The organism is Peribacillus sp. FSL K6-5616 (genome assembly GCF_038008245.1).
Classification (GTDB): Bacteria; Bacillota; Bacilli; order Bacillales; family DSM-1321; genus Peribacillus; species Peribacillus frigoritolerans.
In genome coordinates this window covers 1,168,939-1,181,617 of sequence record NZ_JBBOYT010000001.1, presented here as the reverse complement: position 1 = coordinate 1,181,617, position 12,679 = coordinate 1,168,939, and the positions used below count along the sequence as shown (strand labels likewise).

The following is a 12,679-nucleotide window of genomic DNA, read 5'->3' as shown; positions in this document are numbered from 1 at the left end:
ACCACACTCCTAATTCTTAAATTTATTCTGGATATGAGACGGATTCGTCAATGATGACCTGATTGTCCCGCATGACTTTATATCCTGCTTTCTTATCCGGGGATACCATTAATTCGATCGTTCTCTTCGCATCTTCCAATATATAGAATGTTTCTTGAGGCTCCGTCATGCTATTGTCGATATCCTCGATGAAGATTTGTATTTTTTGTGTTTTGCCTGGCTCAACCGGATCATACTCGATGTTGACTTCCTCCGTTACACTCTTGGGCGGAATCTCTTCTTTCCCTTTTGAAATGACCACTTTCACAGTACTGCCCTTTTCCACCTTCGTAGCAGGTTCCGGTGACTGGGAAATGACAAGCCCCTCCGCTACGGAATCATCATAGATTTCTTCTTCGATCTCTACCTTTATTCCACTCTCGCTTGAATAATCATTAAGGCCAGCCTCATTGAACCCCGTTAAGTTCTTCAAGCTCATGAGATCTGCCCCTTTACTGACCGTCAGCTCAAGCTCCGTTTCGGATGGTACGACCTCAGTCGCACCAGAAGGCGATTGTTCTATGATCGTGCCGGGAGCACTGTCATCATACTTTTCAGTCACGCTTATGTTTTTGAATCCCATTTTTTCAAGCAGGGATTTAACATCAGAGTAATCTCGACCTTCATAGCTGGACAATGAAATCGTCTCTTTACCGACGCTTTGATAAATATCGATCACTGCACCTTCCTTGACCGTCTTACCTTCCTTAGGATTGGTTTTGATCACAAGACCAGCTTCAACCTCTTCATCTTCAATCTCGATCGTATCTCCAATTTCCAAATCCAGTTCAAGCAATTCAGTAATGGCGTCATCCAATTCTTCCCCTTTAAGGTCAGGGATCGTCACTTCCTTCGAGACAAGGAGGGGAGGTAAAACTGTAACAGATAAAACTGCAAGCAGTGCGAGAACTAAAAAGGTGGTCACCAAGATCGCTGGCATGTTCTTTCGTTTTTTACCTTTGTGTTCCGACTTGTTTTTTTGTTTTTTCTGTTTCTTTTGTTTCTTCTGTTTCTTTTTTGAATTACTCTCTGCTTCTGATTCACTTTCCTCATCGTCCGCATAAACTAACGTATTTTTTTCAGGACCCCTAATGATTGTCTCATCGATGCTTGAAAGCTGATCATCCGTTATGACGGGGATGGCTTTTGTTGCATCATGATCTTCGGGAATCGCAAAAGGAGGTTCATTGGAACGCTCCGGATTAAGCGACGTCCGTATATCATCTTCCATCGAGTCCACGCTCTCATAGCGGTAATATGAATCTTTGGCGGTCGCTTTCAAGATAATATTTTCCACACTCTGGGGGATTTCAGAGTTCCAGCGTTTTGGTGAAGGAGTTTCCGATTGTAAATGTTTAAGAGCTATCGACACGGCTGATTCACCCGAAAAAGGCAATCTCCCCGTCAACAATTCAAACATGACGATGCCAAGTGAATAAATGTCCGATTTCTTATTGGCCATACCGCCTCTGGCCTGTTCCGGAGATAAATAATGAACCGAACCCAAGACTGCGTTGGTCTGCGTTATGTTTGTTGCACTTAGGGCCAATGCAATCCCAAAGTCCGTAATCTTGACGGTTCCTTCCTTATCAATCAAAATGTTCTGTGGCTTGATGTCACGATGGATGATCCCATTATGATGGGCATGGGAAATCGCTGCCGTGATTTGCCTCATGATATCCAAGGCTTCATCAACTGGAATTGGATAATATTTTTGTATGTATTGCTTAAGTGTAAAACCGTCAACGTATTCCATTACAATATAATAGATGGAATCTTCTTCACCAACATCATAAATACTTACGATATTGGGATGGGCCAAACTGGTTGCCGATTGGGCTTCCCGATTGAAGCGCTTGATGAACTCTTCGTCATTATTAAAATCCATGCGAAGGATTTTCAATGCAACATCCCTATCCAAAATCATATCCCTTGCAAGGTAAACATTAGCCATACCGCCGCCGCCGACCATCTGGATCAGTTTATAACGGCCGTTGATCCTTCTGCCAATCAACATTCAATTCACCTGCTTTCACTTTCTTCAGTAAATTGAACAAGCACAAGGGTGATATTATCTTCCCCACCGTAGTGATTGGCCTTATCTATTAATGAATTCGCCTTTTCTTCAAGTGACTGTGCATTGGTTACCGTTTCTTCCAGTTCCAGTTCACTCACTTTATTCGTCAATCCGTCCGAACAAAGCAATAGTAAATCATTTTCTTCGAAGATGACCGTCATAATGTCCATTTCCACTTGCATTTCTGTCCCCAAGGCTCGTAATAAAACATTTTTCCGTGGATGGTTTTCGGCATCTTCTTTCGAAATCTGACCGGAACGGACCAATTCGTTAACGAGTGAATGATCTTCCGTGACCTGCTTAAAACCACTCTCATTATACAAATAACACCGGCTGTCCCCGATGTTGGCAATGGTAGCAAATTTGTCGGTGCAAATGGCTGCAACAATGGTGGTCCCCATGCCCTTACATTCCGTATTCGCTTCTGCATGTTCAAAAAGCAACTGATTGACCGTGAAGATTTGCTGCTTAAGCCAATCTTCGGCATCATTTGCCGTTTCGATTCCGGTGGATACTTCCCAGCCCTTTTTCAGAAGGTCTATCGTCATTGCACTGGCTACATCCCCGGCACGGTGGCCGCCCATGCCATCTGCAACGATGGCAAGGCGAACGCCTTCCGAGTTCTTAAAGATTCCGCCATTATCTTCATTATGCTGGCGGACTTTTCCACGGTCTGTCTTAAATATTGCCCTCATAGGGTCACCTCGTCTCTTCTTTGCGCTCCTTGGCCCGAAGCTGGCCGCAGGCTGCGTCAATATCACTGCCTTGTTCCCTTCGGATCGTTACATTAATGCCGCGCTTCTTCAATGTTTTTTCAAACTCAAAAATCTGGTCCCGAGGTGTTCGTACATAGTTGCGTTCCGGTACATAGTTAACCGGTATTAAGTTCACATGGCATTTTATCCCTTTTATTAAAGCTGCTAATTCTTCAGCGTGCTCCACTGAATCATTTTCGCCACCGAATAGACCATATTCAAAACTTACACGGCGGCCTGTTTTTTCTGTATAGTATTTGATGGCCTCAATCAGGTCTGGAAGTTTGTAGGCTTTATTGATCGGCATCAATTTACTTCTCAATTCCGTATTCGGTGCATGAAGGGAAACAGCAAAGTTTATTTGCATGCTTTCTTCGGCAAACTTATAGATTTTAGGAATGATTCCACTTGTGGAAACGGTAATATGACGCGCCCCGATGTTCAAGCCCTTTTCATGGTTTATATTCTTCAAGAATGACATCATATTATCGTAGTTATCAAACGGTTCACCGATTCCCATGATAACGACGGAACTAACACGCTCTTCCGACTCGTCAAGTGCTTGCTGAACTTTAACGACCTGGGCAACAATTTCCCCTGATTCAAGATTCCGCTTTAAACCGCCTAGTGTCGAAGCACAGAATGTACAGCCAATTCTGCATCCTACCTGCGTTGTCACACAAATGGAGTTTCCGTATTCATGACGCATCAGCACCGTTTCAATCGAATATCCATCTTGGAGTTCAAATAAAAACTTCATCGTTCCGTCATTGGACGTTTGCTGAATCAAAGTCTTCAATGTTGTGAAGGTGAATTGCGACTCCAACTTATCCCGTAATGATTTCGAAAGGTTGGACATATCTTCAAAACTGGAGACACGCTTTTTATAAAGCCAGTCATATACTTGCTCGGCCCGGAATGCCTTCTCGCCATTTTGTAGAAGCCATTCTTTAATTTGGTGAAGCTCCAATGAGTAGATCGATGGTTTTTCTGGTGTCGTGTCTTTTCTTACTCTAGATGATTTAGTGATTTCTGCCATTACAGCACCTTCTTTCTAAAACTCGCAATAAAGAATCCGTCACTGCTAAAATATTGCGGAAAAACTTGCAGCGTATGACCCTCGATATATGGCTGAACGCTTTCAGGCATTCTTGTGGACAAGGTTGCATCGCTTTCAAAATCCGGATGGCTTTCCAAAAATGCTGCAGCGACTTTGTCATTTTCTTCTTTATCCACCGTACAGGTACTATATACTAACCGTCCGCCTTGCTTAACAAGCGGGGCAGCCGATTCCAATAATTGTTGTTGTATACTTGAGAGTTTCATTATATCATCTTTTGTTTTAGTATACTTTACATCAGGCTTCCGGCGCATGACTCCCAACCCGGAACATGGTGCATCGATCAGGACCCTGTCAAACCCTTCCTTATTAAAGTGCTCTTGCACTTTTCTGCTATCAAGGGCCATTGTCTTAATATTGTTTCTGAGTTTTAGGCGCTCCGCCTGCTCTTTAATGAGCTTGACCTTATGCTCATGAAGGTCGAGCGCATATACTTGTCCTGTGGTCAAGCCTTCTGCGATATGGGTCGTTTTCCCTCCAGGTGCAGCACAGCAATCGAGCACAGCATCATTTTCATTCGCACCCAATGCATGGGCAACTAGCATTGAACTCTCGTCCTGAATCGATAAATACCCCATTTTATAGCTTTCTGAATGGGCAAGATTCCCTTTATAGCTGACGATTGCTTCGGGAACGACTTCACTCGCTTCAACATCATATCCTTCTTCCGTTAATATGCTGATCAGTTCACGGCGTGAAATCTTCTTTAAATTAACACGTCCTGTCTGTAATGGCGCAGTTAAGTTGATTTCACACATTTCCTTGGTTTTTTCATAACCAAATTGCTCTACCCAACGCTGGACCAGCCAAATAGGATGACTCACCTCTATGGAAAGCCGTTCCAGATCATCTTTAATTTCCTCTAAAGAAGGAACACCATTTCTTTGAATATTACGAAGCACACCATTGACCATTGAAGAGGTGCCCTTGTGTCCGCGCTTTTTGGAAATTTCTACAGCCTCGAAAATGATTGCATGATCAGGCACTTTATCTAAATAGACCATTTGGTAAACGGAAAGTCTAAGTAAATTGATGACCCAGCTTTGCGTTTTTTTAGGTTGTTTAATAAACGGGTTCAAAAAATAATCCAAAGTCATTTTCCGCTGGATGGTACCGTAGCTTATCTCTGTAAGCAAACCGCTGTCCACGGCGGATAACTGGTGCTTTTTAATCAAGTTGTTCAATAATAGGTTACTGTAGGATTGGTTTTTCTCTACAGATTCCAAAATATCGAGAGCGATTTCACGTACTCCCTTTTTAGTTTGCTTCATTCTGTTCTCCTAACTTCATGCCTGCTTTAATGAACGATCCGGCTCCGCGCAAGTAATCTTTCGCCGGCATTTTTTTCTTTCCTGAAGGCTGCAGTTCTGTTACTAGTATTGCCGTCTCATTGCCTGTCGAAACGATGAAACCATCATTTTGTACATCAATGACCGTGCCCGGCAAGGCCTGCTTGCCAGCTTCAAGTTTCATAACTTGCCATATTTTCATAATGGAACCGTCTAAGGTTGTATAAGCAACAGGCCAAGGATTCAGGCCGCGTACATGGTTATAGATGTCTTCCCCTGATTTCGACCAGTCGATTTTTTCCTCAGACCGTTTGATGTTGGGCGCAAAAGATGCTTTAGCATCATCTTGCTTAATTGCCTGTAACTCTTCATTTATAAGTTTTGGAAGTGTCTCCGCAAGTAAATCCGACCCTATCTTGCTTAATTTATCATGCAGTGTACCAACATTGTCTTCTTCCTCTATAGTAACTTCCGCCTGAGTCAATATATCACCGGCATCCAATTTTTCTGCCATATACATGATGGTTATCCCAGTCTTTTCTTTCCCCTGTAAAATGGAATAATGAATTGGCGCCCCTCCACGCAGTTCAGGAAGCAGGGAGGCATGTACATTAATACAACCGTACTTAGGGGCATCCAACAATTCATTCGGAAGAATTTGTCCGAATGCCGCCGTCACCACTAAATCAGCATTCAATGCAATGATTTTTTCAAGTTCTTCTTTTTCCCGGATTTTTTCAGGCTGATAAACGGGTATCCCATGCTTTTCGGCTTCGACTTTAACTGGCGGCGGCGTTAGCACCTTTTTGCGGCCCACTGGACGATCGGGCTGTGTGACAACAGCGATCACATCATACCCTTCATCAATGATTCTTTTCAATACCGGCACCGAAAAGTCCGGTGTACCCATAAAAATTATTTTTGTCATTCTTCTCCATACCTTTCTAACTCTTCTTCCGAAATATACCGGGAAACCTTACTTGTAAATAAGACTCCTTGCAGATGATCGATTTCGTGTAGAAGGGCCCTTGCAAGGAAATCCTCCGCTTCTATCTCGAAATAAGATCCTTTTCGGTCTTGTGCCCGAACTTTGACACGGTAAGGACGCACTACTTCACCATATAAACTCGGGAAGCTCAAGCATCCTTCAACACCTGTCTGTTCTCCTTCCAATTCCAGCACTTCCGGATTAATCAGTTCGATTGCACCTGATCCTTCCTCTATTTCAACGACGGCCACTTGCTTTTTCACGCCAACTTGAGGTGCTGCAAGTCCAACGCCATCCGCCTCCACCATCGTTTCATACATGTTATTTAACAGCTTTGCCAACTTTTTATCAAAACTTGTTACTTTATCGCATTTTTGTTGTAAAATTTTTTCAGGAAACAAAACAATCGGTAAAATAGCCAAAATTAAAGGTACCCTCCTAGATATGAAAAACAACACTTCATTATATAAAAACGCAAGCTGTAACAGCTCGCGGTAATCATCCATCTCTTAAATAATTACATCATGATCTGTGGATTTAAATCTATTGAAATCTGCAAATGATTCTGAGCTGTTTCTTTTTGGTAATGCTCTAAAAGTGTGCGTAAATGCTGATTCAGGTCCGGCTCTCGTTTGTATTTTATCAGACATTGATAGCGATATCTATTGTTGATTCGACTAATGGGCGAAGCAACCGGACCTAGTACGACAGAATCCCGATTCAATCGCGAGCCTAAATAATTGGTGATTTTCTCAGTAACACTCACCGTCTTCATTAAATCTTCATGTGAAACGGTTATCAGGACAACATAATAATATGGAGGGTAATGACTTTGCCTCCTTAGATACATCTCCCGTTCATAAAAAGCATCATAATCCTGCAGGGCAGAAAGCTCGATGCTGTAGTGCTCAGGCGTATAGGTTTGGATGACCACTTCTCCCGGAAGCTGATGACGTCCCGCCCTTCCGCTGACCTGCGTCAGCAGCTGAAATGTCTTTTCCGAAGAACGGAAATCAGGCAGATGTAGCATCGTATCGGCTGAAAGGACTCCAACCAGAGTGATATTAGGAAAATCAAGGCCCTTGGCTATCATTTGGGTGCCTAGCAATATATCCGCCTTTCCTTCACCAAAGGCATTCAGCAATCGCTCATGTGAACCCTTCTTACTCGTCGTATCAACATCCATTCGTATGACCCTTGCTTCAGGGAGGATTTTTGCAAGCTCTTCTTCAACCTTTTGAGTGCCTGTTCCAAAGAACCTTATATGTTCACTTTCACATTCAGGGCAAACGGAAGGCATTCCCTCTTCAAACCCACAATAATGGCATTTCATTATATCATTAAAGCGATGATATGTAAGTGAAATGTCACAATTAGGGCAGTTGATGACCAATCCGCAGCTTCGACACATCACAAAGGAAGAATGTCCCCTTTTATTTAGCATCAGGACAGTTTGCTCCCCCTTATCAAGCCGGTCTTTCAGCTTGGTAAAGAGCAGCTCCGAAAACATGGAACGATTTCCCGTTCTTAGTTCTTCCCTCATATCAACAATATCCACTGCTGGCAAAGCATTTTTATTCATCCTCTGGCTAAGGGTCAATAATTTATAGACATTTTTCTTGGCTCGCGCAAAAGATTCAAGTGTAGGTGTGGCGCTGCCAAGAATAACCGGACAACCATAAGATTTTGCTCTTTCAATGGCAACATCCCTAGCATGGTACCTTGGCGTTTCTTCTTGCTTATAACTGGATTCATGCTCTTCGTCAATGATGACCAGCCCCAGGTTTTCAAAAGGAGCAAACACGGCAGAACGAGCCCCGACCACCACTTTTACTTCTTTGCGGTGAATTTTCCGCCATTCATCATATTTTTCACCTACGGATAAACCGCTATGCATAACAGCTACCTGCTCCCCAAATCGTTCCTTAAACCTCTTCACCGTCTGTGGCGTCAAGGAGATTTCAGGTACAAGCATGATGGCTTCCTTCCCTTTTTCAATGACAGAGGCAATTGCCTGCAGATACACTTCCGTCTTCCCGCTGCCGGTTACACCATATAAAAGGAAGACATCATGTTCATCATGATGTATTTTCTCTTGGATCGGCTTCAATGCAGCGGTTTGTTCAGCTGTCAGTGTAAAGGGAATGGATTTTTCGAACACACGGTTTTCATAAGGATCACGGTATATTTCTTGATCCATTTCTGCCAAGGCCCCTTTTGACACTAGGGATTTGACGGTACCGCTTGATGTGTTCATCAATTCAAGCAAATCCTTTAACGGGATGGGTTCTTGATGTTCAATAAAGTAATGAAGGAGTTCCTGTTGTTTTTTTGCATGGCTGGATATTGCTGATGCCATTTCTTTCAGTTCCATAGGGGAAAGCAAAGATTTTATGACTCGGACCGTCTTCTTGTTAAGTCGGTTTTTCACATTATATTCGAGCTCAAGATTGCCATTTTGCATTTCCTTTTGGAACAGGGAGGCATTCTCCCCTTCAATCACGTCTTTCCAAGATAGTGAATCATTTTTTCCGAAAAGGTTTTGAATGGAGGGAGGGAGCTGATCCTTTTTATCGTCAACGACTTTAATAACTTTTTCATACTTTGCTTTCATTGCTGCCGGAAGCATGGCCTGTAGCGCTGAAATTTTAAAACACATCGCCTCATTGGTCAACCAGTCACCGAGCTGAAGCAATTCATCATTAAGGATGGGCTCCAAATCCATTGGTTCCTTTATAAAGCGTAATTTCGCAAAGTCGCTTTTAGCTTTTAAGCCTGTGACGAACCCCTGCACCATTCTTGGACCGAATGGGACGATGACTCTCATTCCGGGCTTGATGACTTGGTTCCACTTTTCAGGGATGCGATAGTCGAATTCTCGATCCGTTTGTTTAGCAGGTACATCCACGATGACGGATGCTATATCCATAAGACATCATTCCTTTTGCTTGCGAGATACTTCTGCCAGGATGCTTTTAGCTATATCCGCTTTACTCATTTTTGGAAGTTCGGTAGCACTTCCATCTTTATCGTAAATGGTCACGATGTTCGTATCCGTTCCAAATCCTGCCCCTGCGACGGTAACATTATTGGCAACGATCATATCTGCATTCTTTTTGACTAATTTTCCTCTTGCGTATTCTTCAACATTGTTCGTTTCAGCCGCAAAGCCCACCAAAATCTGATGAGTTTTATTTTCACCGAGTTCCTTTAGGATATCCTTTGTCCGTTCAAATTCAATCACATTTTCCCCTGGCTGCTTTTTCATCTTTCGAGTATGATAGACCTTCGGTTTATAATCCGCCACTGCAGCCGTCATGATTACGACATCACTGGTAGCGAACTGATCGAATACCGCATCATACATATCTGCAGCTGATTCCACTGGTATTACACTAGCCTTGGGAGGTGGCGTCAAGTTCACTGGGCCGGTAATCAATGTCACCTCAGCGCCCATTTCAATTGCCGCTTCGGCTAGGGCATAACCCATTTTGCCGCTGGAATGATTCGTCACAAAACGCACCGGATCAATCGCTTCACGTGTCGGTCCTGCCGTTATTAAATATTTCTTTCCTTTAAGAGGCTGTTGCTGTAATTTGCGTTCATTGAAATATCGATTAAGATGTTCTACGATTGTTTCAGGTTCCTCCAATCGTCCTTTCCCTACATATCCGCAGGCCAAATACCCTTCACCCGGTTCAATGAATTGATATCCAAACGCCCGAAGTGTCTCCATATTTTTCTGAACCGCTGGATGTGCGTACATGTGCACGTTCATTGCCGGCGCAACCCAAACAGGTGCTTCCGTTGCCAATAGGGTGGTCGTGATCATATCATCCGCGATTCCATTGGCTACTTTGCCAATGACATTGGCTGTAGCTGGAGCCAACAGGATGATATCAGCCCAATCAGCCAAGTCGATGTGGGCAATGACTGAAGAATCCTTCTCATCAAAAGTATCTGTGTACACATCATTTCTCGAAAGTGCTTGAAAGGTGAGCGGCGTCACGAACTTACGTGCCGATTCACTCATGATCACTTTAACATGCGCACCTTCCTGAGTTAATTTACTTGTCAGGGCAGCAGCCTTATATACAGCAATCCCGCCGGTGACACAAAGAAGTACTTTTTTATCGATAAGCATGCAAATTTCCCCTAACTATACATTCTATTCTTTCTAATTATGACGGAAAACCGAAGAAATTTCATTTGAAATGCGCAATAACCTATGGATTCCCCCAAACATTACTTTTAAAAAAATCAATACAAACAGGCCTGACACCTTGGCCGCAGGAAGGAAGCACTTTCCAAATGTAACGCTCCTGTTTGCTTTAGGGTGTCAGGCCCGATAGGTCAAGCTCTGTGTTCTCTTAGTTTTCCTCGTAAGAATTATCGTAAGTCAATTTACCGGAATGAATTTCTTCAAGGGCACGACCTACCGATTTATGGGAAACCGGTTTTATAAGGCAATTATCTTTAATTTGCATTTCCCTGGCACGTTTAGCTGCCACCGATACAAGTGAGTATTTAGAATCGATTTTAAGTAATAGAGAATCAATTGATGGATATAACATGATTTATTCCGCCTCCAACATTTTTTTATATAAAACTGCAACTCTTTCCCGACGGCAATGCTCGGCAATTACAATTGCATTAATTCTAGCACATGCTGCATCCACATGATCATTTTCAACAACATAATCGTACAGATCCATAAGTTCTATTTCTTCCTTGGCCACTTTCATCCGGCCTTTTATCGCTTCCTCCGTCTCGGTTCCGCGAGTAACGATGCGGCTTTCGAGTTCAGTCAAACTCGGAGGAGCAAGGAAAATGAAAAGTCCTTCAGGGAACTTCTCCCGGACCTGTTTAGCTCCTTGAACTTCTATTTCCAGAAATACATCTTTTCCGGAATCGATTGTTTCACGGACATAATCCACGGGTGTTCCATAATAATTACCGACGAACTCAGCATATTCCAGCAATTTTCCTTCTTCGATCAGTGCTTCGAATTCCTCGCGTTTTTTGAAGAAATAGTCCACTCCGTCCACTTCACCATGGCGAGGCAGCCTTGTCGTCATCGAAATTGAATATTCGAATGCCGTTCCTGGCTGAGAAAAAATCGCCTTCCTAACAGTTCCTTTACCAACACCGGATGGTCCGGACAAAACGATTAATAAACCTTTTTCTCTCATATTGTTTCAGTTACCCCTCTTCTACGCTGTCATCTCTATCTTGTAGCCGTGCAGCAACCGTTTCCGGTTGAACGGCAGATAAGATAACATGGTCGCTGTCTGTAATTATAACGGCCCTGGTTCTTCTACCATATGTAGCATCTATTAAGGATCCGCGATCTCGGGCGTCTTGGATGATCCTTTTTATCGGAGCCGATTCAGGGCTCACGATGGATACGATCCGGTTCGCGGAAACGATATTCCCAAAACCAATATTAATGAGCTTAATTGACATTTTTGTCCCCCATTCATATATATTGTCACCTTGTTAGGTTCATCATAAACCGACTACTCGATATTTTGAACCTGTTCCTTTAATTTTTCAAGCAAACTTTTCATTTCCACCACTTCTTTCGTAATGGCCGAATCATTTGCCTTTGATCCAATCGTATTGACTTCCCTATTCATTTCCTGGACAAGGAAGTCAAGTTTCCTTCCAATTGGTTCACTGAGGGTAAGGGTCCTTGAAAATTGCTGTACATGGCTATCGAGTCTGGTCAGTTCTTCATTTATATCACATTTATCAGCAAAAATGGCCGCTTCTGTCACAATACGGCTATCTTCAATCAATCTATCAGTCAACTCGGCCAGTTTGATTTCCAATCGGGCTTTATATTTTTCGACGACTGAAGGTGCATGCATTTTGACCCCTGCTACTATCTCACCAAACTTTTCAAGCTGGCGTTTCATGTCCGAGGCAAGCTCCTGACCTTCCAGATCCCGCATTTTTTTCAGATTTTCCAATGCCCCCGTGACAGCCTTCATTAACAGGGATTCCAAATCGGCAGGAACCGCAGGTACTTCTTCCGTCACGAAAATCGAATCAAGTTGCAGCATATCCTGTAATGTAATTGAACTTTCCAGATTGTATTTTCCCTTGACTTCATCCATCAATCCCACATATTGATCAGCAAGATCCCAATCGATCTTCACCTTTTTGGAAACCAGGCTCTCACCTTCCACTGTAATGAAGATTTCCACCCGTCCCCTTCTTATGTATTGATTCGCCTTCTTTTTTACCTTTTCTTCCAAAACCAAAAGCTGGCGCGGCATTCGAATCGTATATTCACAAAAACGATGGTTAACGGTCTTGATTTCAGCAAAAACCCTGACCTGTTCGTTTTCCGCTTCTTCTCTTCCATAGCCCGTCATACTGGTAACCATGGTTCCACATCCTATC

General features: G+C 43.1%; 12 protein-coding genes. All 12 read right to left on the bottom strand.

The genetic code is table 11. From position 1 onward, the window contains the following. Positions 1 to 22: 22 nt before the first annotated feature. Positions 23 to 2,056 (bottom strand): Stk1 family PASTA domain-containing Ser/Thr kinase, encoded by a 2,034-nt coding sequence (gene pknB / locus MHB45_RS05705; RefSeq protein WP_048684643.1) that lies wholly within the window; start codon positions 2,054 to 2,056, stop codon positions 23 to 25. A gap of 5 nt (positions 2,057 to 2,061) precedes the next feature. Further along, the gene (locus MHB45_RS05700; RefSeq protein ID WP_034313784.1) at positions 2,062 to 2,811 is read right to left on the bottom strand and encodes a Stp1/IreP family PP2C-type Ser/Thr phosphatase; all 750 of its coding nucleotides are present in this window, start codon (positions 2,809 to 2,811) and stop codon (positions 2,062 to 2,064) included. Between the two features lie 4 nt (positions 2,812 to 2,815). Further along, positions 2,816 to 3,910, bottom strand: a complete 1,095-nt coding sequence (rlmN, locus tag MHB45_RS05695; protein ID WP_034313788.1) for a 23S rRNA (adenine(2503)-C(2))-methyltransferase RlmN — start codon at positions 3,908 to 3,910, stop codon at positions 2,816 to 2,818. Then, positions 3,910 to 5,262, bottom strand: coding sequence for a 16S rRNA (cytosine(967)-C(5))-methyltransferase RsmB (gene rsmB / locus MHB45_RS05690; protein ID WP_048684640.1), 1,353 nt, complete (start codon positions 5,260 to 5,262; stop codon positions 3,910 to 3,912). The genes rlmN and rsmB overlap by 1 nt, the downstream gene beginning before the upstream one ends. Then, positions 5,249 to 6,208, bottom strand: a complete 960-nt coding sequence (fmt, locus tag MHB45_RS05685) for a methionyl-tRNA formyltransferase (protein WP_072272710.1) — start codon at positions 6,206 to 6,208, stop codon at positions 5,249 to 5,251. Before fmt ends, rsmB begins: the two co-directional genes overlap by 14 nt. Then, positions 6,205 to 6,690: a peptide deformylase gene (gene def / locus MHB45_RS05680; protein ID WP_034313798.1), complete on the bottom strand. Its 486-nt coding sequence runs from the start codon at positions 6,688 to 6,690 to the stop codon at positions 6,205 to 6,207. Before def ends, fmt begins: the two co-directional genes overlap by 4 nt. Before the next feature lie 95 nt (positions 6,691 to 6,785). Further along, positions 6,786 to 9,197, bottom strand: a complete 2,412-nt coding sequence (gene priA / locus MHB45_RS05675; protein WP_072272709.1) for a primosomal protein N' — start codon at positions 9,195 to 9,197, stop codon at positions 6,786 to 6,788. Between the two features lie 6 nt (positions 9,198 to 9,203). Next, entirely contained in the window at positions 9,204 to 10,412 is a 1,209-nt protein-coding gene (coaBC, locus tag MHB45_RS05670; RefSeq protein ID WP_072272708.1) for a bifunctional phosphopantothenoylcysteine decarboxylase/phosphopantothenate--cysteine ligase CoaBC, read from the bottom strand. A gap of 226 nt (positions 10,413 to 10,638) precedes the next feature. Beyond that, positions 10,639 to 10,842, bottom strand: coding sequence for a DNA-directed RNA polymerase subunit omega (gene rpoZ / locus MHB45_RS05665; RefSeq protein ID WP_034313807.1), 204 nt, complete (start codon positions 10,840 to 10,842; stop codon positions 10,639 to 10,641). A gap of 3 nt (positions 10,843 to 10,845) precedes the next feature. Continuing rightward, complete coding sequence (gene gmk, locus MHB45_RS05660; protein ID WP_034313809.1) at positions 10,846 to 11,460, bottom strand: guanylate kinase; 615 nt, start codon at positions 11,458 to 11,460, stop codon at positions 10,846 to 10,848. A gap of 10 nt (positions 11,461 to 11,470) precedes the next feature. Continuing rightward, a complete protein-coding gene (gene remA, locus MHB45_RS05655) occupies positions 11,471 to 11,734 on the bottom strand; it encodes an extracellular matrix/biofilm regulator RemA (RefSeq protein WP_034313813.1) in 264 nt (87 codons plus the stop codon). Between the two features lie 53 nt (positions 11,735 to 11,787). Further along, positions 11,788 to 12,663 carry a YicC/YloC family endoribonuclease gene (locus tag MHB45_RS05650; RefSeq protein WP_072272707.1) on the bottom strand — a complete coding sequence of 292 codons (876 nt, stop codon included), beginning with the start codon at positions 12,661 to 12,663 and terminating at the stop codon, positions 11,788 to 11,790. Between the last annotated feature and the right edge of the window lie 16 nt (positions 12,664 to 12,679).

Coding starts and splice junctions, on each gene's coding strand:
- fmt (WP_072272710.1), bottom strand. CDS start 6,208: ATGACAAAAATAATTTTTATGGGTACACCGGACTTTTCGGTGCCGGTA.
- rpoZ (WP_034313807.1), bottom strand. CDS start 10,842: ATGTTATATCCATCAATTGATTCTCTATTACTTAAAATCGATTCTAAA.
- pknB (WP_048684643.1), bottom strand. CDS start 2,056: ATGTTGATTGGCAGAAGGATCAACGGCCGTTATAAACTGATCCAGATG.
- rlmN (WP_034313788.1), bottom strand. CDS start 3,910: ATGGCAGAAATCACTAAATCATCTAGAGTAAGAAAAGACACGACACCA.
- MHB45_RS05650 (WP_072272707.1), bottom strand. CDS start 12,663: ATGGTTACCAGTATGACGGGCTATGGAAGAGAAGAAGCGGAAAACGAA.
- remA (WP_034313813.1), bottom strand. CDS start 11,734: ATGTCAATTAAGCTCATTAATATTGGTTTTGGGAATATCGTTTCCGCG.
- rsmB (WP_048684640.1), bottom strand. CDS start 5,262: ATGAAGCAAACTAAAAAGGGAGTACGTGAAATCGCTCTCGATATTTTG.
- MHB45_RS05700 (WP_034313784.1), bottom strand. CDS start 2,811: ATGAGGGCAATATTTAAGACAGACCGTGGAAAAGTCCGCCAGCATAAT.
- priA (WP_072272709.1), bottom strand. CDS start 9,197: ATGGATATAGCATCCGTCATCGTGGATGTACCTGCTAAACAAACGGAT.
- coaBC (WP_072272708.1), bottom strand. CDS start 10,412: ATGCTTATCGATAAAAAAGTACTTCTTTGTGTCACCGGCGGGATTGCT.
- gmk (WP_034313809.1), bottom strand. CDS start 11,460: ATGAGAGAAAAAGGTTTATTAATCGTTTTGTCCGGACCATCCGGTGTT.